General features: G+C 63.5%; 24 protein-coding genes. 16 read left to right on the forward strand and 8 right to left on the reverse strand.

Going from position 1 to position 24,730, the window contains the following annotated elements:
- Window positions 1-5: 5 nt before the first annotated feature.
- Window positions 6-1,208 (reverse strand): MFS transporter, encoded by a 1,203-nt coding sequence (locus tag LDZ21_RS12305; protein WP_244793555.1) that lies wholly within the window; start codon window positions 1,206-1,208, stop codon window positions 6-8.
- Between the two features lie 227 nt (window positions 1,209-1,435).
- Here LDZ21_RS12305 and uvrA point away from each other — a divergent pair, with 227 nt between their 5' ends.
- Entirely contained in the window at window positions 1,436-4,309 is a 2,874-nt protein-coding gene (gene uvrA, locus LDZ21_RS12310; RefSeq protein WP_035961773.1) for an excinuclease ABC subunit UvrA, read from the forward strand.
- Window positions 4,310-4,395: 86 nt separating this feature from the next.
- The gene (locus tag LDZ21_RS12315; protein ID WP_035961774.1) at window positions 4,396-5,484 is read left to right on the forward strand and encodes an AI-2E family transporter; all 1,089 of its coding nucleotides are present in this window, start codon (window positions 4,396-4,398) and stop codon (window positions 5,482-5,484) included.
- Between the two features lie 89 nt (window positions 5,485-5,573).
- On the opposite strand, the gene purU is transcribed toward LDZ21_RS12315, so the two are convergent.
- Genes purU through LDZ21_RS12340 form a run of 5 tightly spaced genes read right to left on the reverse strand, consistent with a single transcriptional unit; the run spans window position 5,574 to window position 10,564 of the window.
- Window positions 5,574-6,443, reverse strand: coding sequence for a formyltetrahydrofolate deformylase (gene purU, locus LDZ21_RS12320; protein WP_244793556.1), 870 nt, complete (start codon window positions 6,441-6,443; stop codon window positions 5,574-5,576).
- A gap of 38 nt (window positions 6,444-6,481) precedes the next feature.
- Entirely contained in the window at window positions 6,482-7,327 is an 846-nt protein-coding gene (locus tag LDZ21_RS12325) for an NUDIX hydrolase (RefSeq protein WP_244793557.1), read from the reverse strand.
- Window positions 7,328-7,330: 3 nt separating this feature from the next.
- Complete coding sequence (locus LDZ21_RS12330) at window positions 7,331-7,945, reverse strand: LysE family translocator (protein WP_244793558.1); 615 nt, start codon at window positions 7,943-7,945, stop codon at window positions 7,331-7,333.
- 1 nt (window position 7,946) lies between these two features.
- Entirely contained in the window at window positions 7,947-8,513 is a 567-nt protein-coding gene (locus tag LDZ21_RS12335; RefSeq protein ID WP_244793559.1) for an adenine phosphoribosyltransferase, read from the reverse strand.
- A 56-nt stretch (window positions 8,514-8,569) separates the two neighbouring features.
- Window positions 8,570-10,564 carry a monovalent cation:proton antiporter family protein gene (locus LDZ21_RS12340; RefSeq protein WP_244793560.1) on the reverse strand — a complete coding sequence of 665 codons (1,995 nt, stop codon included), beginning with the start codon at window positions 10,562-10,564 and terminating at the stop codon, window positions 8,570-8,572.
- A gap of 148 nt (window positions 10,565-10,712) precedes the next feature.
- Between LDZ21_RS12340 and kdsD the strand changes: the two genes are divergently transcribed.
- The 12 genes from kdsD (at window position 10,713) to LDZ21_RS12400 (ending at window position 20,243) form a co-directional block, all read left to right on the forward strand.
- Window positions 10,713-11,696, forward strand: coding sequence for an arabinose 5-phosphate isomerase KdsD (gene kdsD, locus LDZ21_RS12345; RefSeq protein ID WP_244793561.1), 984 nt, complete (start codon window positions 10,713-10,715; stop codon window positions 11,694-11,696).
- Window positions 11,696-12,235 (forward strand): KdsC family phosphatase, encoded by a 540-nt coding sequence (locus LDZ21_RS12350; protein ID WP_244793562.1) that lies wholly within the window; start codon window positions 11,696-11,698, stop codon window positions 12,233-12,235. The genes kdsD and LDZ21_RS12350 overlap by 1 nt, the downstream gene beginning before the upstream one ends.
- A 4-nt stretch (window positions 12,236-12,239) precedes the next feature.
- A complete protein-coding gene (lptC, locus tag LDZ21_RS12355) occupies window positions 12,240-12,842 on the forward strand; it encodes an LPS export ABC transporter periplasmic protein LptC (RefSeq protein WP_035961931.1) in 603 nt (200 codons plus the stop codon).
- Between the two features lie 35 nt (window positions 12,843-12,877).
- Window positions 12,878-13,585: a lipopolysaccharide transport periplasmic protein LptA gene (gene lptA, locus LDZ21_RS12360; protein ID WP_404980491.1), complete on the forward strand. Its 708-nt coding sequence runs from the start codon at window positions 12,878-12,880 to the stop codon at window positions 13,583-13,585.
- Complete coding sequence (gene lptB, locus LDZ21_RS12365; protein WP_244793563.1) at window positions 13,582-14,364, forward strand: LPS export ABC transporter ATP-binding protein; 783 nt, start codon at window positions 13,582-13,584, stop codon at window positions 14,362-14,364. The genes lptA and lptB overlap by 4 nt, the downstream gene beginning before the upstream one ends.
- Window positions 14,365-14,525: 161 nt before the next feature.
- Entirely contained in the window at window positions 14,526-16,043 is a 1,518-nt protein-coding gene (locus LDZ21_RS12370) for an RNA polymerase factor sigma-54 (RefSeq protein WP_244793564.1), read from the forward strand.
- Window positions 16,044-16,227: 184 nt separating this feature from the next.
- Entirely contained in the window at window positions 16,228-16,590 is a 363-nt protein-coding gene (gene hpf, locus LDZ21_RS12375) for a ribosome hibernation-promoting factor, HPF/YfiA family (RefSeq protein ID WP_035961789.1), read from the forward strand.
- Between the two features lie 75 nt (window positions 16,591-16,665).
- Entirely contained in the window at window positions 16,666-16,941 is a 276-nt protein-coding gene (locus tag LDZ21_RS12380; protein WP_244793565.1) for a hypothetical protein, read from the forward strand.
- A gap of 58 nt (window positions 16,942-16,999) precedes the next feature.
- Window positions 17,000-17,455 (forward strand): PTS IIA-like nitrogen regulatory protein PtsN, encoded by a 456-nt coding sequence (gene ptsN / locus LDZ21_RS12385; RefSeq protein WP_035961933.1) that lies wholly within the window; start codon window positions 17,000-17,002, stop codon window positions 17,453-17,455.
- Window positions 17,456-17,638: 183 nt separating this feature from the next.
- Complete coding sequence (hprK, locus tag LDZ21_RS12390; protein WP_008351692.1) at window positions 17,639-18,607, forward strand: HPr(Ser) kinase/phosphatase; 969 nt, start codon at window positions 17,639-17,641, stop codon at window positions 18,605-18,607.
- A gap of 76 nt (window positions 18,608-18,683) precedes the next feature.
- Complete coding sequence (rapZ, locus tag LDZ21_RS12395) at window positions 18,684-19,580, forward strand: RNase adapter RapZ (protein WP_244793566.1); 897 nt, start codon at window positions 18,684-18,686, stop codon at window positions 19,578-19,580.
- Window positions 19,581-19,610: 30 nt separating this feature from the next.
- On the forward strand, window positions 19,611-20,243 hold the full coding sequence (locus tag LDZ21_RS12400) for an LON peptidase substrate-binding domain-containing protein (RefSeq protein ID WP_035961792.1): 633 nt from the start codon (window positions 19,611-19,613) through the stop codon (window positions 20,241-20,243).
- Here LDZ21_RS12400 and mutY read toward each other — a convergent pair.
- Both mutY and mutM read right to left on the reverse strand, forming a co-directional pair.
- Window positions 20,240-21,301, reverse strand: a complete 1,062-nt coding sequence (mutY, locus tag LDZ21_RS12405; protein WP_244793567.1) for an A/G-specific adenine glycosylase — start codon at window positions 21,299-21,301, stop codon at window positions 20,240-20,242. The two genes, LDZ21_RS12400 and mutY, sit on opposite strands and share 4 nt — an antisense overlap.
- Before the next feature lie 5 nt (window positions 21,302-21,306).
- Complete coding sequence (gene mutM, locus LDZ21_RS12410) at window positions 21,307-22,137, reverse strand: bifunctional DNA-formamidopyrimidine glycosylase/DNA-(apurinic or apyrimidinic site) lyase (RefSeq protein ID WP_244793568.1); 831 nt, start codon at window positions 22,135-22,137, stop codon at window positions 21,307-21,309.
- Window positions 22,138-22,222: 85 nt separating this feature from the next.
- Between mutM and LDZ21_RS12415 the strand changes: the two genes are divergently transcribed.
- Together LDZ21_RS12415 and lolB are read left to right on the forward strand one after the other, a co-directional pair.
- Entirely contained in the window at window positions 22,223-24,079 is a 1,857-nt protein-coding gene (locus LDZ21_RS12415; RefSeq protein WP_244793569.1) for a tetratricopeptide repeat protein, read from the forward strand.
- Window positions 24,079-24,714, forward strand: a complete 636-nt coding sequence (gene lolB, locus LDZ21_RS12420; protein WP_244793570.1) for a lipoprotein insertase outer membrane protein LolB — start codon at window positions 24,079-24,081, stop codon at window positions 24,712-24,714. Before LDZ21_RS12415 ends, lolB begins: the two co-directional genes overlap by 1 nt.
- The last annotated feature ends 16 nt before the right edge of the window (window positions 24,715-24,730 follow it).

A 24,730-nucleotide genomic window follows, 5' to 3' on the forward strand; every position in this document is an offset into this window, starting at 1 on the left:
TTCTTCTAAGCCGCACGCCCGGCCTTTCGCGGCGGCGGCTTCATCCACGCCGCCACGACGAGCCAAGCCAGCACCAGCGCCGAACACGCGAAGAACACCGCGCTCGACCCGTCCACCTTCAGCAGCCAGCCGCCGATGACGCCGCCCAGCGCCAGCCCGATTGACTGCGTCGTGTTGTAAACGCCCGCGGCCGCTCCCTTGCGCGTGCCCGGCGCGAGCTTCGACACGAGCGACGGCTGCGACGCCTCGAGCACATTGAAGCCGAGGAAGTACACGAACAGAATGGCGGCCACGGACCATAGCGTATGGGGAGCAGCGCCCAATAACAACTGTCCTAACAGGATAAGCCCGATCGCACCCAGCATGACGGCTTTCATTTTTCCGCGCTTCTCGGCGGCGATGATTGCGGGCACCATCATCACGAAAGCGAGCCCCATCACGGGCAGGTAGATCTTCCAGTGCGACGCCACCGGCAGGCCGCCCGCCTCGAGAATGCGCGGCACGACGAGAAAGAGCGCGGTCTGCGTCGCGTGCAGCACCAGCACGCCGAAATTCAGGCGCAGCAACTCCACGTTGCGCAGCACTTCGGCAAAAGGCGCCTTGACGTGCACCGGGGGCATCGGCGGATCGGGGACGACCCACAGCACCACGCCGACCGCGAGGATCGACAGCACGCCGATCACCGTGAACAGTCCGCTCATTCCGACCCAGTGAAACACGATCGGCGCACCGACGATCGCCACCGCGAACGAGACGCCGATGCTGCCGCCGACCATCGCCATGGCCTTGGTGCGATTTTCCTCGTGCGTCAGGTCCGCGATGAACGCGATCACCGCCGACGACACCGCGCCCATCCCCTGGATCACGCGCCCGACGATGATCCACGTCATCGAGTGCCCGATGGCGGCGATGAAGCTGCCGAGCGCAAACACCAGCAGCCCGAAGGCGATCACCGGCTTGCGGCCGAACTTGTCAGAGATCCAGCCGTAGAAGATATAGAGCATCGACTGGGTGACGCCGTAAGCGCCCAGCGCGATGCCGACGAGCAGCACGTTGTCGCCGCCGGGGATCGTTTTCGCGTAGATGGAAAACACCGGCATGATCATGAAGAGGCCGAGCATGCGCAGCGCGAAGATGGCAGCGAGCGACACGGTCGCGCGCAGCTCCGGCGCGCTCAGACGTGTGGACGTGGCAGACGGATTGGACATCAGAAACGGGAAATGGATGAGAGTCGCGTCTAGCCCGGCCGGCTGGACGCCAGGCGCGGCCGCCTTGTTCTTGCTCGAAACGGCACCACATGCGACGGACGGCTCGTGGCGCGCCGGCTTTGTGGCGCCTGTCTTCGGCACCCGCGCACGGGCGCCGCGCCCTGCAAAAGTCGTTATAGTAGCAGGTTTGGCCCTTCTCCTTTCCCGCTCGCAGCTGGAACAAACTCGTGGAAGAAATTCGCATTCGTGGGGCTCGCACCCACAATTTGAAGAACGTCAGTCTCGACTTGCCGCGTCACAAGCTGATCGTGATTACGGGGTTGTCCGGGTCGGGCAAGTCGTCGCTCGCCTTCGATACGCTTTACGCCGAAGGTCAGCGCCGCTACGTCGAAAGTCTTTCCGCCTACGCGCGCCAATTCCTGCAGTTGATGGAAAAGCCGGACGTCGATCTGATCGAAGGTTTGTCGCCGGCCATTTCCATCGAGCAGAAGGCCACGTCGCATAATCCGCGTTCGACGGTCGGCACCGTCACGGAAATCCACGATTATTTGCGTCTGCTGTTTGCGCGTGTCGGCACGCCGTATTGCCCGGATCACCTGATTCCGCTCGAAGCGCAAAGCGTCTCTCAAATGGTCGATGCCGCACTCGCGCTGCCCGAGGAATCCAAGCTGATGATCCTGGCGCCCGTGGTCGCCGACCGCAAGGGCGAGCACGCCGAGCTTTTCGAGGAGATGCAGGCGCAGGGCTTTATCCGCTTTCGCATTCGGTCGGGCGGCGGCACGGCGAACGAAGGCGTCGCGAAAATCTATGAAGTCGATTCGCTGCCGAAGCTCAAGAAGAACGACAAGCACACGATCGACGTCGTCATCGACCGCCTGAAAGTGCGCCCGGACATGAAGCAGCGCCTCGCGGAGTCGTTCGAAACGGCGCTGCGTCTCGCGGACGGCCGCGCGATCGCGCTCGAGATGGACACGGATCGCGAGAAGCTCTTCAGCTCGAAGTTCGCGTGCCCGATCTGCTCGTATTCGCTGCCCGAACTCGAGCCGCGCCTGTTCTCGTTCAACAATCCGATGGGCGCGTGCCCCGAATGCGACGGCCTCGGCCAGATCACGTTCTTCGATCCGAAGCGCGTGGTGGCGCATCCGTCGCTGTCGCTGGCGGCGGGCGCCGTGAAGGGCTGGGACCGCCGCAATCAGTTCTATTTTCAAATGCTGCAGAGCCTTGCGGCGTTTTACGAGTTCGACATCGACGCCCCGTTCGAAGAGTTGCCGGAGAAAGTGCGCAAGACGCTGCTCTACGGCTCGGGCAAACAGTCGATTCCGTTCTCGTACATCAATGAGCGCGGGCGAGCGTCGGTTCGGGAGCATGCGTTCGAAGGCATCATTCCGAATCTCGAGCGGCGGTATCGCGAGACGGATTCCGCCGCCGTGCGCGAAGAACTCGCGAAGTATCAGAACAATCAGCCGTGCCCTGCGTGCGACGGCACGCGCTTGCGGCGCGAGGCGCGCTTCGTGAAGATCGGCACGGGCGAGCACGCACGCGGCATCTATGAAGTCAGCGGCTGGCCGTTGCGCGACACGCTCGGCTACTTCGAGTCACTGCGGCTCGAAGGCTCGAAGGCCGAGATCGCCGACAAAGTGGTGAAGGAAATCGTCGCGCGGCTCTCGTTTCTGAATAACGTCGGACTGGACTACCTGTCGCTGGAGCGCAGCGCCGAAACGCTTTCGGGCGGCGAGGCGCAGCGCATCCGGCTTGCTTCGCAGATCGGCTCTGGACTCACCGGCGTGATGTACGTGCTCGATGAGCCGTCGATCGGCCTGCATCAGCGCGACAACGACCGTCTGATCGACACGCTGAAGCATCTGCGCGATATCGGCAATTCGGTGATCGTCGTCGAGCACGACGAGGACATGATCCGCATGGCGGATTACGTCGTCGACATGGGGCCGGGCGCGGGCGAGCACGGCGGCGTGATCGTCGCTCAGGGCACGCCGAACCAGGTGCAGAAAGACCCGAACTCGATCACGGGGCAGTATTTGTCGGGCAAGCGCACGATCAGCTACCCGGAAAAGCGCAATACGCCGGACGAGCGGCGGCTGCGCATCGTCGAGGCGTACGGCAATAATCTGAAGCGCGTGACGCTCGATCTGCCCGTCGGGTTGCTGACGTGCGTGACGGGCGTGTCGGGCTCGGGGAAATCGACGCTCATCAACGACACGCTCCAGCACGCGGTCGCGCAGCATCTTTACGGCTCGTCGACGGAGCCGGCGCCATACGAATCGATCGAAGGTCTGGAGCATTTCGACAAGGTGATCGCCGTCGATCAATCGCCGATCGGCCGCACGCCTCGCTCGAATCCGGCCACCTATACCGGCCTCTTCACACCGATCCGCGAACTCTTCGCCGGCGTGCCGGCCGCGAAGGAACGCGGCTACGAGGCGGGCCGCTTTTCGTTCAACGTCAAGGGCGGACGCTGCGAAGCGTGCCAGGGCGACGGCGTCCTCAAGGTGGAAATGCACTTCCTGCCGGACGTCTACGTGCCTTGCGACGTGTGCCACGGCAAGCGCTACAACCGCGAGACGCTGGACATCCAGTACAAAGGCAAGAACATCAGCGAAGTGCTGGACCTGACGGTAGAAGCCGCGCACGAGTTCTTCAAGCCGGTGCCCGTGGTCGCGCGCAAGCTCAAGACGCTGCTCGACGTCGGTCTGGGCTACATCCGGCTCGGCCAGTCGGCGACCACGTTGTCGGGCGGCGAGGCGCAGCGCGTCAAGCTCTCGCTGGAACTGAGCAAGCGCGACACCGGTCGGACACTCTATATCCTCGACGAACCGACCACCGGGCTGCACTTCCACGACATCGCGCTGCTGCTCGAAGTGATTCACCGGCTGCGCGATCAGGGCAACACAGTGGTCATCATCGAGCATAATCTCGACGTGATCAAAACCGCTGACTGGGTCATCGACCTCGGTCCGGAAGGCGGCGCGGGCGGCGGGCAGATCATCGCGCAGGGGACGCCGGAGCAGGTCGCGAAGACGAAGGCGAGCTTTACCGGAAGGTATCTCGCGCCCTTGCTGCAGCGTCCGAAATCGGCGGCGTGACGCCGGCGCGGGCGCGGTGACAAGACAAAAGCCGCGCGCCGCGGTACGGACAACCGTTGTAACCAGCAGCGAAAGGGAACGCAGTCATGGGGAAGCGCAACGAAGCGGCCAACGAGGAGCGACGCGTACGGGACCTGCCCGCGCGCCCCGTCAGGCTGACGAGCGACATGAGCATGCCGAAACTCTCGGCGGTCGAGATCGGCAGCTATCTCGTGGCGTTTCTCGCGATGTTCTCCGTGCTCCATCTCAAACTGCTGGGCGCGCTCCTCGCGGGCATGCTCGTGTTCCAGCTCGTCCACATGATCGCGCCGGTCATCGAGCGTCATGTGATGAGCAAGGGCGCGCGCCTCATTGCGGTGGTGCTGATATCGGCGATCATCATCGGCGGGCTGACGGGCGCGACCATCGCGACGATCGAGCACTTCGAACGCGACGTCCCGAGCATGCAGAAACTGCTCGACCAGTTGATGACGATCACCTCCCATGCGCGGCTGCGCGTGCCGAACTGGATCGCCACCTACTTGCCCGTCGATGCCGGCCAGATGAAGGAACGCGCCGCTGACCTGATGCACCGCCACGCCGAGCAACTGCAGCAGGGCGGCCGCGAGATGGCGCGCGGCTTCGGGCATATCCTGATTGGCATGATCATCGGCGCGATCGTCGCGGTGGGCGTGCCGAAGCAATCGCATCGGCTGCCGCTTTCGACGGCGCTCGTCACGCGCGTTCAGCGTTTTTCAGATGCGTTCCGGCGCATCGTTTTTGCGCAAATCAAGATTTCCGCGATCAACGCGGTTTTTACCGCGCTTTATCTTCTCGTCGCACTGCCGCTATTTCACGAACGCCTGCCGCTTTCAAAGACGCTCGTGTTGATCACGTTCATCGTCGGCTTGCTGCCGGTAATCGGCAATTTGATATCGAATACGATCATCGTCGGCATCTCGCTGTCCGTGTCGTTCGGGACAGCGGTCGCATCGCTCGCCTTTCTCATCGTCATTCACAAGCTCGAATACTTTCTGAACGCGCGCATTATCGGCGGCCAGATCGAAGCGCGCGCGTGGGAATTGCTTCTCGCGATGCTGGCGATGGAAGCCGCATTCGGCCTGCCAGGCGTGATCGCCGCGCCTATTTTCTATGCGTATATCAAGCGCGAGCTGATTTATCTGCGGCTCGTCTGATTCTTTGCCGCGACTGAAAGACTAAAAGACAAAGCCCGCTGAGTCGAATGACCAGCGGGCTTTTTCGTGTTCGGCCAGAAACCGGCGCTTTAACGAAACACGACGGTTTTACTTCCGTTCAGCACGATGCGATGCTCCACATGCCACTTCACCGCGCGCGCGAGCGTCACGCACTCGACGTCGCGGCCGATCGCCGTCAGTTGGTCCGGCGTCATGCTGTGGTCCACCCGCTCCACTTCCTGCTCGATGATCGGGCCTTCGTCCAGATCGGTCGTCACGTAATGCGCGGTTGCGCCGATCAGCTTCACGCCGCGATCGAACGCCTGATAGTACGGCTTCGCGCCCTTGAAACTCGGCAGGAAGGAATGGTGAATGTTGATCGCGCGGCCGGCGAGTTTGTCGCACATCTCGGGCGACAGAATCTGCATATAGCGCGCGAGCACGACGAGATCCGTTTCGTGCTGATCGATGATCTCCATCACGCGCGATTCCTGCGCCGCCTTTCCTTCTGGCGTCGCGTTCATCAGCGGCAAATGATGGAAAGGAATGTCGTAGCTTGCGGCGAGCTGATAAAAATCCTTGTGATTCGACACGATCGCCGGAATCTCGATCGGCAATTGACCGGTGCGATAGCGGAACAGCAAGTCGTTCAGGCAATGGCCGATCTTCGACACCATGATGACCACGCGCGGCTTCACCGATGCATCGTGCAATTCCCATTGCATGCCGAATTCATCGGCGAGCGCGGTGAACGAGCGGCGCAGCGCGTCCACGCCCGGATCGCCGCCCACTTCCTGAAAATGCACCCGCATGAAGAACTCGCCGGTGCGGCTGTCGCCGAATTGCGCGGAATCGAGAATGTTCGCGCCGAGATCGAACAGGAAACCAGAGACGGCATGCACGATTCCCGGACGATCCGGGCACGACAACTTCAGGATGAAACTATGTTCGGTCGACATGAACCGGTCACTCCTTCCTCATTCGTTGATGCTTGATTTCACACTTGGGGCGGCGCGTAAATCGCGTCGAGACCTTCGCAGGCGTCCGCGTCGATCCATTGATGACGCAGTAGGCAATCGAGCGTCGCGAGGCTCGCATCGACGGTGAGCGCGCCTTCTTCGATCCACCGCGCGACATCCTCGATCCGCGCAAGCCGATGCTCGCCCACCTCGCCATCCTGATTGCGCGGGACAAAGCTCTCCGGCAACACGACGTCGTACACGAAAAGCTGCTCTGCCTGCGTGCCCTCGGGAATGGATTGCAGCACATGGAAGATACCGCCCGGCGTGGCCGTCGACGCCAGTTCCGCGGGCATCCCCGCCTCTTCCCAGCATTCCTTCACGAGCGTCGGCTCGACGCCCATTCCCCAGCCGATGCCGCCCGCGACCACGTTGTCGAGCATGCCGGGGTCAGCCGCCTTCGTGTCGCTGCGGCGCGCGATCCACAACTGCGGCGCACTGTCCCGATATTTTACGATGCCGTTCAGATGCACCGCGTAGGTCATCGTGCCGAAAAAGCGCGATGCCGCGCGCTCGATGAACGCGAGCGGCGCGGCGTCGAAGTGATTGCGGATCGCGAACGTCTCGTCGCGCCAGCCGGGAATTTTGCCGTCGGCGCGGAGCGCGGCGATGACCGTTGCGAGCGCCGCCGTGCGCGTGTCCACGTTGGTGAGCGTCGGATGCAGCCGCACGGTCTGTTCGTCGATCACGAATGTTTCCGGCCAGCGCGCGAGCAGCTCGGCGTCCGTGCGGCGAATCCAGCCGACGCGCTCATCGCCGATCAGAAACGGCGCATGCGCCGAAGCGTCGAAGCGGCGGGCCGCGATGATCGAAGGCAAGCTCATGTGTCAGTCCTTGAACGCGACGCGAACGCCCAGCGCGATGAACGTGACGCCCGCGAGCCGATCGAGCCACGCGCCGACGCGCGGACGGCGCTTGAGCCACGCGCCGATCATTCCCGCGCCGATGCCGAACACCGAGAACACGACGACGGTTTGCAGCATGAACAGGCCGCCCAGTTCGAACATTTGCAGCATCACGCTTTGCGCGCCGTGCGGATCGACGAATTGCGGCAGGAACACGATGAAGAACAGCGTGACCTTCGGATTTAGCAGATTGCCGATCACGCTCTGGCGGAACACGGTCGAAAGCGGCTGGCTCGGGCGCTCGTGCGCCGTCGCGAGTCCGTGGCTTCTGAGCGCCTTGATGCCGATCCACACCAGATACGCGGCGCCGGCGAGCTTCACCGCCTGGAACGCGACCGGCGACGAACGCAGCAGCGCGGCGACGCCGAGCGCGGCAAGCGTCGTGTGAAAGATCACGCCGCACGCAAAGCCGAGCGCGGCGACGACGCCCGCGAGCCGCCCTTGCGAGATGCCGCGTGCGAGCACCTGCAGGTTGTCCGGCCCCGGCGCGACGGTGATCGCAACGGATGCCGCGAGAAACAGCAGGAAGTGCGACATCTCAATGCCCTCCGAATTCGCAGACGGTGTAGAGCGGCACGCCGCCGTCGCGCAGCAGTTTCGAGCCGCCGAGATCGGGCAGGTCGATGATCGCCGCCGCTTCGACGACTTCCGCGCCGAGCCGCTCGAGCAGGATCTTGCCGGCCATCATCGTGCCGCCGGTCGCGACGAGATCATCGACGATCACGACGCGATCGCCCGGCTTGCAGGCATCCTCGTGAATCTCGACCGTCGCGCTGCCGTACTCCAGCTCATACGACTGCGACAGCGTGCGGTACGGCAGCTTGCCCTTCTTGCGGATCGGCACGAAGCCGAGACTCAGCTCGTACGCGAGAATCGGCCCGATGATGAAGCCGCGCGCATCCATGCCGGCGATCACGTTCACGTCGGCGTCGATGTACCGCTGCACGAACAGGTCGATCAGCGTGCGCAGCGCCTTCCGGTCTTGCAGCACCGGCGTGATGTCGCGGAACTGCACGCCGGGCTGCGGCCAGTTTTCGACGGTGCGCACGCGTTCCTTGATGAAGCGCGCGGCGTCGGACGGGGCGCTCGAAGGGATATGAGACATGACTTCTCCGGGATAGCCGCGCTGTGAGGCCGCGCGCCGCCTGAATCAGGATGAGATTACGCCGCCCGGCGATTCCGCGAGAGCCGTTCCTCGGCTTGCGCGAGCACTTCGGGCAGCCCGCGCAGAACGACGATATCGTTCGCGCGCAACTTCGTTTCGGGGTCGGGTTCGACGCCCCGGATGCCGTGACGCCGGATCGCGGTCACCTCGACACCATTGCCGACGAGCCCGAGATCGTCGAGCGAGTGCCCGACGGCGTCCGATTTTTCGTCGATGGGTACGGATTGTAGCCGCACCTGCTCGTGGCCATCGTCGTCTTCGAAGTCGTCCGCGCCGTGGAAGTAGCCGCGCAGCAGGCTGTAGCGCGCGTCGCGCATTTCCTCGACGCGGCGCACCACGCGGCGCATCGGCACGCCCATCAGCACGAGCGTGTGCGATGCGAGCATCAGGCTGCCTTCGACGATCTCCGGAATCACTTCGGTTGCGCCCGCGGCGGTCAGCTTTTCGAGATCGGCGTCGTCGACGGTTCGCACGATGACGGGCAGCGTCGGTGCAAGTTCGTGGATGTTGTGCAGCACGCGCATCGCGGACGGCGTGTTCGCATACGTGATGGCGACCGCCGCCGCGCGGTTCAGGCCCGCCGCGCCGAGCGATTCGCGCCGCCCGGCATCGCCGAACACGACCGATTCGCCCGCCGCCGCCGCCGCCGCGACGCGATCCGGGTCCAGGTCGAGCGCCACGTAAGCGATGCCTTCCTGCTCCAGCATGCGCGCGAGGTTTTGTCCCGCGCGGCCGTATCCGCAGATGATCACGTGGCCGCTCTGCTTCAGGCTTTGCGTCGCGATCTTCGTCATTTGCAGCGATTGCAGCATCCATTCCGTCGACGACAGCCGCAGCACGATCCGGTCTGCGTTCTGGATGATGAAGGGCGCCGCGAGCATGGAAAGCAGCATCGCGGAAAGCAGCGCCTGAAGGATGATCGGATCGACGAGATGCGAATCGAGGATCAAATTCAGCAGCACAAAGCCGAATTCGCCCGCCTGCGCGAGCCCGAGGCCCGTACGCATCGCAACGCCGGGCGGCGAGCCGAACAGCCGAGCAAGCCCGGTGACGATCACGGCCTTCAGCAGAATCGGCACGAAGAAAAACGCGAGCACGAGGAACGGATGCTCCCAGATCACGCGCGGGTTGAGCAGCATGCCGGTCGTCACGAAGAACAGGCCGAGCAGCACGTCGCGGAACGGCTTGATGTCCTCTTCCACCTGATGCCGGTACGGCGTTTCCGCGATCAGCATCCCCGCGATGAACGCGCCGAGCGCGAGCGACAGCCCGAACTTGTCCGTGATGAACGCCGCGCCGAGCGTGACCAGCAGCAGGTTCAGCATGAAGAGTTCTTGCGAGCGGCGGCGCGCCACCAGGTCGAACCAGCGCGTCATGAACTTCTGGCCCAGGAACAGCAGCACCGTCAACGCGACGACGATCTTCACCGCCGCGATGCCGAGCCACATCGCAAGCTGGGACGAATTGCCGTTGCCGAACGCCGCGATGATGATGAGCAGCGGCACCACCGCCAGATCCTGAAACAGCAGTACGCCGAAGATGTTGCGGCCATGCTCCGATTCGAGTTCCAGCCGTTCGGCCAGCAGCTTGCTCACGATCGCAGTCGAAGACATCGACAGTGCGCCGCCGAGCGCGAAGCTCGCCTGCCACGACATGCTGACCCAGAAGTGGGCGATCCAGCCGAACAGCAGCGCGAGCACGACGGTCGCGGCGACCTGGCTCGCGCCGAGGCCGAACACGATGCGCCGCATCGTCCGCAGTTTGGCGAGCGAGAATTCGAGACCAATGGAGAACATCAGGAACACCACGCCGAATTCGGCGAGATGCTGGGCCTGCTCGGTGTCCGGCGCGATGCCGGCCGCATGCGGACCTACGATGATGCCAACCGCCAGATAACCGAGCATTGGCGGCAGATTGAAGAAGCGAAAGATCACGACGCCCGCCACCGAACACAGCAGCAACAGCAGCGTCAATTCCAGCGGAGAGGTCATCCGTCCAGCGTCCTCGTTCGTCAGGTTTCCGAAACGCGTCGAAGACGCATCCGGCGTCTTGAAAAAGCCCCTGGCGCCAGGGAGTTTCGCGGGCGAACGCCACGCCCCATGCGGCGCGGCGAAGAAACGCCTTTGGTATACTCAGCGAATGATAGCGAAAATCAATGGCGACCGGGCGCTGGCGCTGGCTCGCAACGTAATCCAGATCGAAGCCGACGCAGTTCGCGGGCTTTCAGACCTTCTCGACCACAATTTCACGAACGCTGTCGAAGTGTTGCTCGGCTGCCGTGGGCGCGTGGTGGTGTCGGGCATCGGCAAGTCGGGACATGTCGCGCGCAAGTTCGCGGCGACGCTCGCGAGCACCGGCACGCCGGCGTTCTTCGTGCATCCCGCCGAAGCGAGCCACGGCGATCTGGGCATGGTCACCGCCGACGACATCTTCATCGCGCTGTCGAACTCGGGCGAAACGGAAGAGCTCGTCGCCATCCTGCCGCTCATCAAGCGCCTCGGCGCGAAACTCATCGCCATTACGGGACGCCCCGAATCCAGCCTCGCGCAACTGGCGGACATGCATCTGAACGCGCGCGTCGAAAAGGAAGCGTGCCCGCTGAATCTCGCGCCCACCGCGAGCACCACGGCCGCGATGGCGCTCGGCGACGCGCTCGCCGTCGCCGTGCTCGACGCACGCGGCTTCGGCCCCGACGACTTCGCCCGCTCGCATCCCGGCGGCGCGCTCGGCCGGCGTCTGCTGACCTACGTGCGCGACGTGATGCGCGTGGGCGATGAAGTGCCCGTCGTGCCGCTCGACGCGACCGTATCGGACGCGCTGTTTCAGATCACCGACAAGCGCATGGGCATGACGGCCGTGGTCAACGAAAACCGTCACGTCGAAGGCATTTTCACGGATGGCGACCTGCGCCGCATCCTTCAGCGCGACGGCGATTTCCGCTCGATGAAACTCGCCGACGTGATGACGCGCAATCCGCGCACCATCGGACCGGACCATCTCGCCGTCGAAGCCGTGGAACTGATGGAGCGCTATCGCATCAATCAAATGCTGGTCGTCGACGAGAACGCGACGCTGATCGGCGCACTGAACATGCACGACCTCTTCTCCAAGAAGGTAATTTGATGGCGCAGAAGCCTTCCCCCGCCGCCGGGCGCGCGAGCCGCATCCGGCTCATGGCGTTCGATATCGACGGCGTCTTCACCGACGGCAGCCTGTACTTCAGCGCCGACGGCGACACGATGAAGTCGTTCAATTCGCTCGACGGCTACGGCCTGAAGCAACTGGAGCGCATCGGCGTGCAGACGGCGATCATCACCGGCCGGCAGTCGGGCATCGTCGCGGCGCGCGCGAAGGAACTGGGCATCACGCATCTGTATCAGGGCGTCGAAGACAAGACGGCCGCGCTCGATGAATTGCTCGCGAAGACCGGCATTTCGGCCGCCGACGCCGGCTATATGGGCGACGATTGGCCCGATCTCGCGGTAATGAGCCGTTGCGGCTTCGCGGCCGCGCCGGCGAACGCGCACGCCGAAGTCATTCAGCGCGTGCACTTCGTTGCGACGCATCGCGGCGGCCACGGCGCCGTGCGCGAAGTCTGCGATGCGATCCTTCGCGCGCAAGGCCGCTACGACGACTTGCTCGCCGCGGCGCTCGGAGCCTGACGCGATGCCTCAGACCCGACGCCTCGCCTCGCTCCTGCCGCTCCTCGCGATGGCGGCGCTCGCGGGCATCACCTACTGGCTCCTGCAGGCGACGCTTCCTTCCGCACCGCAGGCGCCCGAGCAGGCCAAGCGCCACACGCCCGACTATTTCGCGGAGAACTTCTCCGTCTCCGAACTCGATACGACCGGCACGACGCAATATCGCCTCACCGCGAAGTCGATGCTGCACTACGAGGACGACGAAATCAGCGAGCTGACGCTGCCCGCCATGCGTATGTTCCAGCCGCAGAAGCCGACCGTGACCGCCACGGCGGAGCGCGGCACGGTGAACGGCGACGTGTCCATCGTCGATCTTTACGACAACGCGCGCATCCTCCGCGCCGCCGGTTTCGGCGATCCGCAGATGCAGGCGGATTCGCAGCATTTTCGCGTGCTGGTGAACGACGATGTCATCGAAACGGAAAAGCCGGTTAAACTTCAGCGCGGTCCGTCGGTGATGACCGCCAACGGCATGAACTACAACAACGTCACCCGGGAAATGAAGCTCTTCGGTAACGTGCGCGGCGCCATCGCCGCCTCGGATATCAACGGCGGCGCTTCCAAGTAATCCCATCCCGGGCATTCCATCCGAACTGTGACTGCATGAATCAAAGCTTCCCTCATCCCGATGGCGGCCCCGTGCGCGCAACGCTCGCGCACCGCGCTGCACGCGCCAAGCGGGTGATGCGAGCCGCGCTGTGCGCCGCCGTCGCCACGCTCGTCGCGCTGCCGCTCGCGGGTTACGCACCGGCCGCGCATGCCGAAAAGGCCGACCGCGACAAGCCGCTCAACATCGAAGCGGACAATATGTCCTACGACGATCTGAACCAGAAGAACGTCTTCACCGGTCATGTCGTCGCGACGAAAGGCACGATCATCATCCGCGCCGATCGCGTCGAGGTGACGCAAGACCCGCAGGGCTATCAATACGCGACCGGCACATCGAGCGGCAATTCGCTCTCGTACTTCCGTCAGAAGCGCGACAACGTCAACGAGTACATCGAAGGCAATGCCGTGCGTATCGACTACGACGGCAAGAACGACTTCACCAAGCTCACGACGCGCGCCGTCGTGCGCCGCCTGCAGGGCCTGACGACGGTTCAGGACGAAGTGCGCGGCAGCGTCATCACTTACGACGGCCAGAAGGACTTCTATACGGCATCCGCCGGCAAGGACGTCGCCGGCCCCGGCAATCCGAGCGGCCGCGTGCGCGCGATGCTCGCGCCGCGTTCGGGCGGCGCCGCGCCGCTCAACGGCTCGCCTGCCACCCTCGCCCCGTCGACCACCATTCAAGGAACGCCGCAGCAGTGAACGCCTCCGCCACGCCTCAAGCCAAGCCGGACGGCAAGTCGAGCTCGCTCGCCGTCCGCAATCTGAAGAAGCGTTACGGCTCGCGCACGGTGGTCAAGGACGTGTCGCTCGACGTGAAGAGCGGCGAAGTCGTCGGTCTGCTCGGTCCGAACGGCGCGGGCAAGACCACGTCGTTCTATATGATCGTCGGCCTCGTGCCGCTCGATGCCGGCGAAATCGACCTCGACGGCAACTCCATCAGCCTGCTGCCGATTCATCAGCGCGCGCATCTCGGGCTGTCGTATCTGCCGCAGGAAGCGTCGGTGTTCAGGAAGCTGACCGTCGAGCAGAACATTCGCGCGGTGCTCGAACTGCAGACGGACACATCGGGCAAGCGGCTGGCGAAAGACGTCATCACGCAGCGTGCCGAAGCGCTTCTCGACGAACTGCAGATTGCGCATCTGCGTGAGAATCCGGCGCTGTCGCTGTCGGGTGGCGAACGGCGTCGCGTGGAAATTGCCCGCGCGCTCGCGACGAATCCGAGCTTCATCCTTCTCGATGAGCCGTTCGCGGGCGTCGACCCGATCGCCGTGCTGGAGATTCAGAAGATCGTGAAGTTCCTGAAGCAGCGCAACATCGGCGTGCTCATCACGGACCACAACGTGCGCGAAACGCTCGGCATCTGCGACCACGCGTACATCATCAGCGACGGCTCGGTGCTCGCGGCCGGCGCACCGAGCGAGATTATCGAGAACGAGAGCGTGCGCCGCGTGTATCTCGGGGAGCATTTCCGCATGTAACGCCCGTCCGGCGATGCGGATGATCGACTGGTCAGCGCGCCGCATCGCAACGAGAGTAGCAAAACTTACGTGCCGCCCGCCGAGGCGGCACGCGCTTTTTTGGATTCGCTGCGAGGTTTCGCGCGCGTGGCAAACTCTCTACAATGAAATAAAACTTTGCCATGAAAGCCAGCCTCCAACTCCGCCTATCGCAGCATCTTGCGCTTACCCCGCAACTGCAGCAGTCCATCCGGCTGCTGCAGCTGTCGACGCTCGAATTGCAGCAGGAAGTGGCCATGGCCGTCGCGCAGAACCCGCTGCTGGAAAACGAGGACGACTGGATCGCAAGCCCGCTGCGCGTCGCCGCCGATGGCTCGCTCATCACGTCGCCGGCTCCCAGCGGCGCCTCGTCCGAGCCGATGACGAGCAACGGCTCGAGCTCGAGTTCATCGAGTTCCGAACGTTCGGAAAACAGCGAGCCGCAGGGCGTCGACGAATACAACGGCATGAGTTCGGACGGCGGCACGGATTCCAGTTCGTGGAATCTCGAAGACTATGGCCGCTCGAACAACGCATCGGACGACGACGATCTCCCGCCGCTGCAAATTCACGAATCCACGACCACGCTGCGCGATCATCTGACCGCGCAACTTCGCATGACGCAGGCGAATCAGCGTGACCGCGCGCTGATCACGTTCCTGATCGAATCGCTGGACGAGGACGGTTACCTTACGGCTTCGCTCGACGAGATCCAGGCGGACTTGCCCGACGAACTCGAAGTCGATGTCGACGAACTCAGCGCGGCACTGGCGTTGCTACAGAGCTTCGACCCGCCGGGTGTCGGCGGGCGGTCGGCGTCGGAATGCCTGAAACTGCAGTTGCTGCGGCTCGATGCGTCGCCTACGCGAACGCTGGCGCTGGATATCGTCACGAATCATCTGGAGTTGCTTGCTGCGCGCGACTTCACGCGCCTGCGCAAGCAACTCAAGGCAAGCGACGACGCGCTGCGGGACGCGCACTTGCTGATCAAGTCGCTGGAGCCGTTTCCGGGCGCCGCGTACGGGAAAAGCGAAGCGGACTACGTGGTGCCCGACATTCTCGTGCGCAAGACGTCGGGCGGCTGGACGGCGGAGCTGAATCCGGAAATCGTGCCGAAGCTGCGGATCAACCATCTGTACGCGAACATTTTGCGGAACAATCGCGGCGATCCGGGCAGCGGTTCGCTGCGTCAGCAACTGCAGGAAGCACGCTGGCTGATCAAGAACATCCAGCAGCGTTTCGAGACGATTCTTCGTGTCGCACAGGCCATTGTCGAACGTCAGAAGAACTTCTTCGCACATGGCGAAATCGCCATGCGGCCCTTGGTTTTAAGGGAAATTGCTGATACGCTGGGCTTGCACGAATCAACGGTTTCGCGCGTGACCAGCGGGAAGTACATGCTCACCCCATTCGGGACGCTTGAATTTAAGTACTTCTTTGGATCGCACGTTTCAACCGACACAGGGGGTGCGGCGTCGTCAACGGCGATCCGGGCCCTCATCAAGCAACTGATAGGAGCGGAAGACCCCAAAACTCCTCTTTCAGACAGCCGCATTGCCGAACTGCTGGCGGAACAGGGTTTCGTGGTTGCGCGGCGCACCGTTGCGAAGTACCGCGAAGCCCTCAGAATCCCCGCAGTGAATCTGCGCAAGTCTCTTTGATCCCGTCTCTGTGATCCGCCGCATATCGTGGCGGATTTTTACCGGCCGTATCGCGCGAGCGAGTACGAGCCGGCCGGTGCGGTCCGCTCCTTGCGCGTCGTCAGACAGCACACGGACGGGCGCCCCGCCGACCGGTATCGGGCAAGCCGCCGTGATTCAACGGCCATTAGCTTGGAGAGCAACTATGAATCTGAAGATCAGTGGACACCACCTCGAATTGACGCCTGCGTTGCGCGAGTTCGTGATCACGAAGCTGGACAGAGTGCTCCGTCATTTCGATCAAGTGATGGATGCCAACGTTGTCCTCTCGGTCGACACTCATAGTAGGGAAAAGGACAAGCGCAACAAGGCGGAAATCAACCTTCACCTGAAGGGCAAGGACATCTTCATCGAGAGTTGTGACGCTGATATGTACGCGGCGATCGACCTGATGGTCGACAAGCTGGACCGGCAAGTCATCCGGCACAAGGACAAGATTCAGGGCCACGCCCATGAAGCCGTGAAGTACCGTGAGGAAGTGCATCAAAGCGAAGCGCCGTCGCCCTGAGCGCAAAGCACGCGAATCCGCGAGCGCCGGGAGGCGCGGAACCGGCAGGCCCGCCCTTCAAACGGCGGGCGTGATTTGAAGAGTTCCTCGAATCGCCGGAGCGCGCGGGCGGAGCTGCAAGCCATCAAAGCCGCCAATTGGCGGCTTTTTGTTGCACTTTGCGTGGCAGCGTGGCACAAAGCATTGATTTTCCGCACTTTGTGCTGCACATTTCAATGCAGCGATACGTCATGGCGCGGCGCACCATCGCGCTATGGCCTGTTCTATAATGGCCCGGTTAATTTCGGCTTGCCGAACAGAACGCTGCAGGGAACGCCGCCAAGCGCACCTTTTGTTTCATCATCGCCGTGAGCGCTTTCAGACAGCAGCCACGATGAGGAGCTATCAGGCCACGCATCAGCCTGCCAACATGAATCGTTTAGCCAAATTTCTTCCCATCGAGAACGTGGTTCTCGGACTGTCCGTTACAAGCAAGAAGCGCGTATTCGAGCAAGCGGGCCTGATCTTCGAGAACCAGAACGGCATCGCCCGTAGTACCGTTACCGACAACCTCTTCGCTCGTGAACGCCTCGGCTCGACCGGCCTGGGCGAAGGCGTCGCCATTCCGCATGGCCGCATCAAAGGGCTGAAGCAGCCGCTCGCCGCCTTCGTGCGTCTGGCGGAGCCGGTGGCGTTCGAATCGCCGGACGGCCAGCCGGTGTCGCTTCTGATCTTCCTGCTCGTGCCCGAACAGGCCACGCAGCAGCATTTGGAAATCCTCTCGGAGATCGCGCAACTGCTCTCCGACGGTGAGGCGCGCGAGCGTCTGCACAAGGAAGAAAATCGTGAGGCGCTGTATCAGGTCCTCACGCAATGGCAGCCCTGATCGGGCACACACTGGCAAACAACGCATCCGGCGCACGCCCCGCGCCGCTCGTTGCGCACGGGCGTCTCGCGCAGGCGGTGCTTCTGCGGCACAATCGGTCAAAAGCAGCGCCATGCGGCGAATCGGTGCAAACCGTTCCGACACGCGAAGGCTGCTCCCGGCTTCCAACGGAGTCCCGGCCTCATGGATACGTCCAGCATCAACGCCCAAAGTATTTTCGACGACAACGCCGCCGCTCTGAAGCTTAGCTGGCTGACCGGGCATGAAGGCTGGGAACGCGGCTTCTCGAGCGAGACCGTCGCGAACGCGACATCGAGCGCCGACCTCGTCGGCCACTTGAACCTGATTCACCCGAACCGCATTCAGGTGCTCGGCGACGCCGAAATCAACTACTACCAGCGCCAGTCCGACGAAGACCGCTCGCGCCACATGGCCGAGCTGATCGCGCTGGAGCCGCCGTTTCTGGTCGTCGCGGGCGAAGTGGGCGCGCCGCCGGAACTCGTGCTTCGCTGCACGCGGTCGTCGACGCCGCTCTTCACGACGCGCATGTCGGCGGCGGCGGTCATCGACAGCCTGCGCGCCTATATGTCGCGCATTCTCGCGCCGCGTGCGACGCTGCACGGCGTGTTCATCGACATCCTCGGCATGGGCGTGCTCCTCACCGGCGATTCCGGCCTCGGCAAGAGCGAGCTTGGTCTCGAACTGATCAGCCGCGGCCACGGTCTGGTTGCCGACGACGCCGTCGATTTCGTGCGGCTTGGCCCGGATTTCGTCGAAGGACGCTGCCCGCCCCTGCTGCAGAACCTGCTGGAAGTGCGTGGCCTCGGCCTGCTCGATATCAAGACGATCTTCGGCGAAACCGCCGTGCGCCGGAAGATGAAGCTGAAGCTGATCGTGCAGCTCGTGCGTCGTCCGGACGGCGAATTCCAGCGCTTGCCGCTCGAGAGCCAGACGGTCGACGTGCTCGGGCTGCCGATCAGCAAAGTGACGATTCAAGTCGCGGCAGGCCGCAACCTTGCTGTGCTGGTCGAGGCGGCCGTGCGCAATACCATCCTGCAACTGCGCGGTATCGATACCTTGCGCGACTTCATGGATCGGCAACGGCTCGCAATGCAGGACCCGGACAGCCAGTTTCCCGGCAAACTGATCTGACCCGCGCGGCCCGGATGGAGCCGCGCCGGATACGGATATATGCCGGTGCTAAGATAAAGCGAACGAGCACAATCCCATGCGTATCATCCTGATCACAGGCATTTCCGGCTCCGGCAAGTCCGTCGCCCTGAACGCGCTCGAAGACGGCGGCTACTACTGCGTCGACAACCTGCCTCCGCGCTTTCTGCCCGAACTCGCCGCGTATCTCGCAAGCGAAGGACAGCAACGGCTCGCCGTCGCGATCGACGCCCGCTCGAGTCTCTCGCTGGACGAAGTGCCGGCGATCATCAACAATCTTTCGAGCGCCTACGACCTGCGCGTGCTGTTCCTCAACGCGAGCACGCAGTCGCTGATTCAGCGCTTTTCGGAGACGCGCCGCCGTCATCCGCTGTCCGGGCCGCCGGTGCACGATGCGAGCGTCGGCGTGTTGAATTCGCTCGGCGAAGCGATCGAACGCGAGCGAGAACTGGTCGCGGGCCTCGCCGAATACGGCCATCACATCGACACCAGCAACCTGCGCGCGAACGTGCTGCGCGCATGGGTGAAACGCTTCGTCGAAACGGACGCCGCCGATCTCACGCTGATGTTCGAATCGTTCGGATTCAAGCGCGGCGTGCCGCTCGACGCCGATCTTCTCTTCGACGTGCGCACGCTGCCGAATCCCTACTACGACCGCGAGTTGCGCCCGTTCACGGGCCGCGATCAGCAGATCATCGACTATCTGTCCGCGCAGCCGCTGGTGGGCGAGATGATCGACGACATCGGCGGATTCGTCGGTAAGTGGCTGCCCCGTTTTCGCGACGACAACCGCAGCTATCTGACGGTCGCGATCGGCTGCACGGGCGGGCAGCATCGTTCGGTGTACATCGCGGAGGCGCTTGCCGCGCGCTTTCGCGAGCAGGCAAACGTGATCGTGCGGCATCGTGATGCGCCCATCCCCGTGGACGAGAGCGCGACGCACATGCAAAACTGATCGCGCTTGCGGTCACCCTGGAGGGGCGCGATGTCCTCGAATCCCGTTCTAGCCGACTTGCCGCTGTTTCCGCTACACACCGTCCTGTTTCCCGGCGGCCTGCTGCCGCTCAAGATCTTCGAGGCGCGTTATCTCGACATGGCGCGCGCCTGTCTGCGCGAAGGCACGCCGTTCGGCGTATGTCTGCTTAAGAGCGGGCATGAAGTCGCCTCGCCGGGCGATCCTTCGGTGCCCGAAACCGTCGGGTGCCTCGCGGAAATCACCGAATGCGACGTCGATACCTTCGGGCTGCTGCTCGTGCAGGCTCGCGGAACGGAGCGCTTCCAGCTGATCACGCATCGCGTCGAGCCTAGCAATCTGCTCGTCGGCACGGCGGAGCTATACGGGGAAGACCGGCCGCTGCAAGGCGCCGAGGCGCTCGCCAAGTTCGGCGCGTGCGCGGAAGTGCTGGAGCGGATCATCGAGACGATCAAGACGCGCGAGCCGCAGAACCTGCCGTTCGTCGAACCTTTCCTCTTCGACGACCCCACGTGGGTATCGAATCGCCTCGCCGAAATCCTGCCGATTCCGATGCGCGCCCGGCAAAAGCTGATGGAGTTGCTTGATGCCGGCGCGCGCATCGACGTGGTGCATCACTACATGCAGCATCATCAACTGCTTTAGATCAGCGAGCCGGTCAGCGCGTCGAGCAGCTTGCGCACGGGCGCGGGAACGCCGAACGAATCGATGCGGGATAACGGCGCCCAGACCGTAGCCGCGTCCATCGCTTGCGCCAGCGCGCCGCTCGCTTGCCCGAGCCGAGGCTCGATCTGCAACTTGAAGTGCGTGAACGTGTGCGACAGCGGAGCGAGGCGCTCCAGATGCGCTTCGCCCCCGAAGTTCTGCGCGACGGCCACGAGCGCCGCTTCGTCGGGCGCTTCGGGCAGGCTCCACAAGCCGCCCCAGATGCCCGTCGGCGGACGCTTCTCGAGCAGGATCGAATCGCCGTCCTTCAGCACCAGCATCCACGTATTGCGCGTCGGGACCGCCTTCTTCGGCCGCGCAGCCGGCAACTCGCGCTGCCTTCCCTCGACGTTCGCGACGCAATCCGGCGCGAACGGACATCGTGCGCAATCCGGCTTGCCGCGCACGCAGAGCGTCGCGCCCAGATCCATCAGCCCTTGCGTGTAGGCGGTCACGTCTTCCTTTTCGGCGGCGTCGGGCAACAGCGATTCCGCCAGCGTCCACATCGCGTTTTCGACACGCTTCTCGCCGGGAAAGCCGTCCACGCCGAACACGCGCGCAAGCACGCGCTTCACATTGCCATCGAGGATCGTCGCACGCGCACCGAATGCGAACGATGCGATCGCCGCAGCCGTCGACCGGCCGATGCCCGGCAGTTCCGCAAGCGCATCGACGGTCTCCGGGAACGCGCCGCCATGCTCATGGGCGACGACCTGCGCGCATCGATGCAGATTGCGCGCGCGCGAGTAATAGCCGAGGCCGGCCCACAGCGCCATGACGTCGTCGATGGGCGCATCGGCGAGCGTGGTCACGGTCGGAAAGCGTTCGAGAAAGCGGGCGTAGTACGGGATGACCGTGGAAACCTGCGTCTGCTGCAGCATGATTTCCGAGAGCCAGATGCGATACGCGTCGCGCGTGTTCTGCCACGGCAAGTCATGCCGGCCGTGAATGCGTTGCCACGCGATCAGACGGGCGGAGAAATCTTTGAGTGCGAGCATGGAAGTTAGCGTTGGCAGCGCGGACAGAAGTACGTCGACCGCTGCCCTTGAACGATTTGCCTGATCGCCGTGCCGCATACGTGGCACGGCAGGCCCGCGCGATCATAGACGAAGTAGTCGAGCTGGAAGTATCCCGACTCGCCGTTGCTGCCGACAAAATCGCGCAGCGTGCTGCCGCCTTTCTCGATGGCCGCGGCGAGCGTCGCACGGACCGCGTCGGCGAGCAGATCGTAGCGCACGAGCGAGATGCGCCCGGCTGCGGTCGTCGGCCGGATGCCCGCGCGAAACAGGCTCTCCGATGCATAGATGTTCCCGACGCCCACGACGATATCCCCGGCCAGCAGCGCCTGTTTCACCGATACCTTGCGCCCGCGCGTCGCCCGGAACAGGACCGCGCCCGAGAACTCCGGCGAGAACGGCTCGACGCCGAGACTCGCGAGCAGCGGATGATCGAGCACGTCGCCGTCGCTGCGCGGATGCCACAGGATCGCGCCGAAGCGGCGGGGATCGCGAAAGCGCAGGATGAAGTCGTCGAAGATCAGATCGACGTGATCGTGCTTCGCCGCATCCGGCGGGCGCGGCACGTTGCGCAGCACACGCAGCGTCCCGGTCATCCCGAGATGCACGATGAGCCAGCCTTCCGCCGTTTCGAACAGCAGATACTTGCCGCGCCGCTCGACCTTGTCGATCTTCAACGCTGCGAGCGTCTTCGCAAGATGAGGCGGGATGGGCCAGCGCAGCGCCGGCGTGCGCACGTCGACGTGCTCGACGCGCCTTCCGGCGACGTAGGGTTCGATTCCCCGGCGGGTGACTTCGACTTCCGGCAGTTCGGGCATTTTCCTGGAGAGAGACTTGCTGGGGCGAGTGTGCCGGTATTTTAGCCACCGCGTTACAATCGACTGAAACATCGTCTGGATTTCCATGAACTCGTTCGTCATGAAGCTGTTTACGAAGCGTCAAACCGGCTTGGCGCAATCGTTCGCCATGCCAATGTCGCGCGTCGCCGGTGCGGTGATGCTCGCCATGGCCGCACTCGCGTTCGCGCCTGCTCATGCGCAGTCGCCCAACGCGACGCCCGTTCCGAGCGACGACGATGCCGCCGCCCAGACCGCCGCCGACGCGCTGACCGCGCCGGTCAGCGGCTCCGAGCAGCAAGACCTGCCGAACGTCGCGATGTCCAGCCAGATCGTGTTTCAGGTGCTGGCGGCCGAAGTCGCATTGCAGCGCGGGCAGCCTGCGCCCGCTTATCAGACGTATCTCTCGCTCGCCCGCGACACGCACGATCCCCGCTTCGCGCAGCGCGCGACGGAAATCGCCATCGCCGCGCAAAGTCCCAACGATGCGCTCACGTCCGCGCAAGTCTGGCAGCAGTTCGCGCCGCATTCGGAGCGCGCGGCGCAACTGAGCGCGTCGCTTCTGATCGTGTCGGGCAAGCCGGACGACGCGAAGCCTACGCTTCAGCGCGAACTCGCGAAGGTATCGCCTGAGCAGCGCGGCGAAGCCATCCTCTCGCTGCAGAGCTTGCTCTCACGAGGCCCGAATCGCGTCGGCGGACTCAATGTGCTGAAGGATCTGATCGCAAACGATCTGGACCGTCCCGAAGCGCAACTCGCGCTTGCTCGCCAGCAATTGCTCGCGGACGATCAGCCGGGCGCGAAGGCATCGCTCGAAAAGGCGTTGCAGCTTCGGCCGGACTATCTGCCCGCGGCGCTGACGCTTGCGCGCATGGGACCGCAGGAGCGTGCCGAGGGCATCGCTTCGTTCGAGAAGTATCTCGACAAGAACCCGAAGTCGCATGATGCGCGGCTCGCGCTGGCGCAGTTGTATCTGTCGTCCGACCGGCTCGACGACGCGCAGAAGCAGTTCGAAATCATGCGCAAGAACGATTCGAAAGACCTGACGCCGTTGATGGCGCTGGCCCTCATCAACATTCAGAAGAAGCAGTTCGATAAGGCCAAGGACTATCTGAATCAATACGCGAAGGGCGCCGAAAACACGCCGGGCGGCGATCCGGGACAGGCGTACATCTATCTCGCGCAACTTTCGCTGGAACAGAAGGACGAAGCGGCCGCGAGCCAATGGCTCGACAAGATTCCGCGCACGAGTCAGCAGTACTTGCCCGCGCAGGTGACGCGCGCGCAATTACTCGCCAAGCAAGGCAAGGTGGACGAAGCGCGTGCGCTGATCGGCAGCCTGCAAAGCTCGGATCCGCGCGAACTCGCACTGCTCGCCCGTACGGATTCTGCGCTTCTGTTCGAAGCGCATCGCTACAAGGAAGCCGAGGAGAATCTGGCGAAGGCCGTCGCCGCGTTTCCCGACGATCCCGACCTCGTCTACGACTACGCGATGGCCGCGGAGAAGAACGGCCATTTCGACGTGATGGAAACGCAATTGCGCACGCTGATGCGCACGCAGCCGGCGAATCCGCAGGCATACAACGCACTTGGGTACTCGCTGGTGGATCGCAATCAGCGGCTCGATGAAGCGGTGCAGTTGATCGAGAAAGCTGCCGCGCTTGCGCCCAACGACGCGTTCATCATGGACAGTCTGGGCTGGGCGCGTTTCCGCCAAGGCAACTCGGCCGAAGCCGAGAAAATCCTCAAGAATGCTTACGATCTCCAGCCGAATGCCGAAATCGGCGCGCACCTCGGTGAAGTGCAATGGAGGTCTGGTCAGCAAGACCAGGCGCGCGCCACGTGGCGTCAGGCGCAAAAGCTCGAGCCGGATAACGACACGCTCGTTAAAACGCTAAAACGACTCCAGGTGAACGACCTTTGATGGCATTCGATTTCTTCGCCGGCTCGCGCGGTCATACGGCGCGCCGCGTCGCGCTCGGCTTTGCGGCGACGGCCGCGTTCGTCTTGTCCGGCTGTGCGATTCAGCCGCGCTTGCCAAGCACATCGGCTGCATCGACGTCACTCACGACGCAGACGAGCCGTGCGTATCACGGACGCTTCGCGGTGCAGTACAACGACCAGAACGGCGTTCAGCGCAACGCCTACGGCAACTTCGACTGGCAGGAAACAGGCGATACGGTCACGCTCCAGCTGCGCAATCCGCTCGGGCAGACAATGGCGATCGTGACGTCGTCGCCGTCACTGGCCACGCTCGAATTGCCGAATCGTCAGCCGGTCAATGCGGACAACGTATCCGACCTGATGCAGAACACGCTCGGGTTCGCGCTGCCTGTCGAAGGCTTGCGTTACTGGCTGCAGCCATCCGCTGCACCGACATCGCGCGCCGAAACGACGCTCGATGCCGAATCGTCCAATGGTCGTCCTAAGGAAATCAGGCAGGACGGCTGGACAATCGACTATCTCGCCTATGCCGACGCGCCCGCTGCGGGCGTCAAGCGCCTGAATCTCACGCGCAACGAGCCCCCGCTCGACATCAAGCTCGTGATCGACCAATAACACGCTATCCGCCGCT

The organism is Caballeronia grimmiae, from assembly GCF_022879615.1.
In the GTDB taxonomy this organism is placed as follows: domain Bacteria; phylum Pseudomonadota; class Gammaproteobacteria; order Burkholderiales; family Burkholderiaceae; genus Caballeronia; species Caballeronia grimmiae.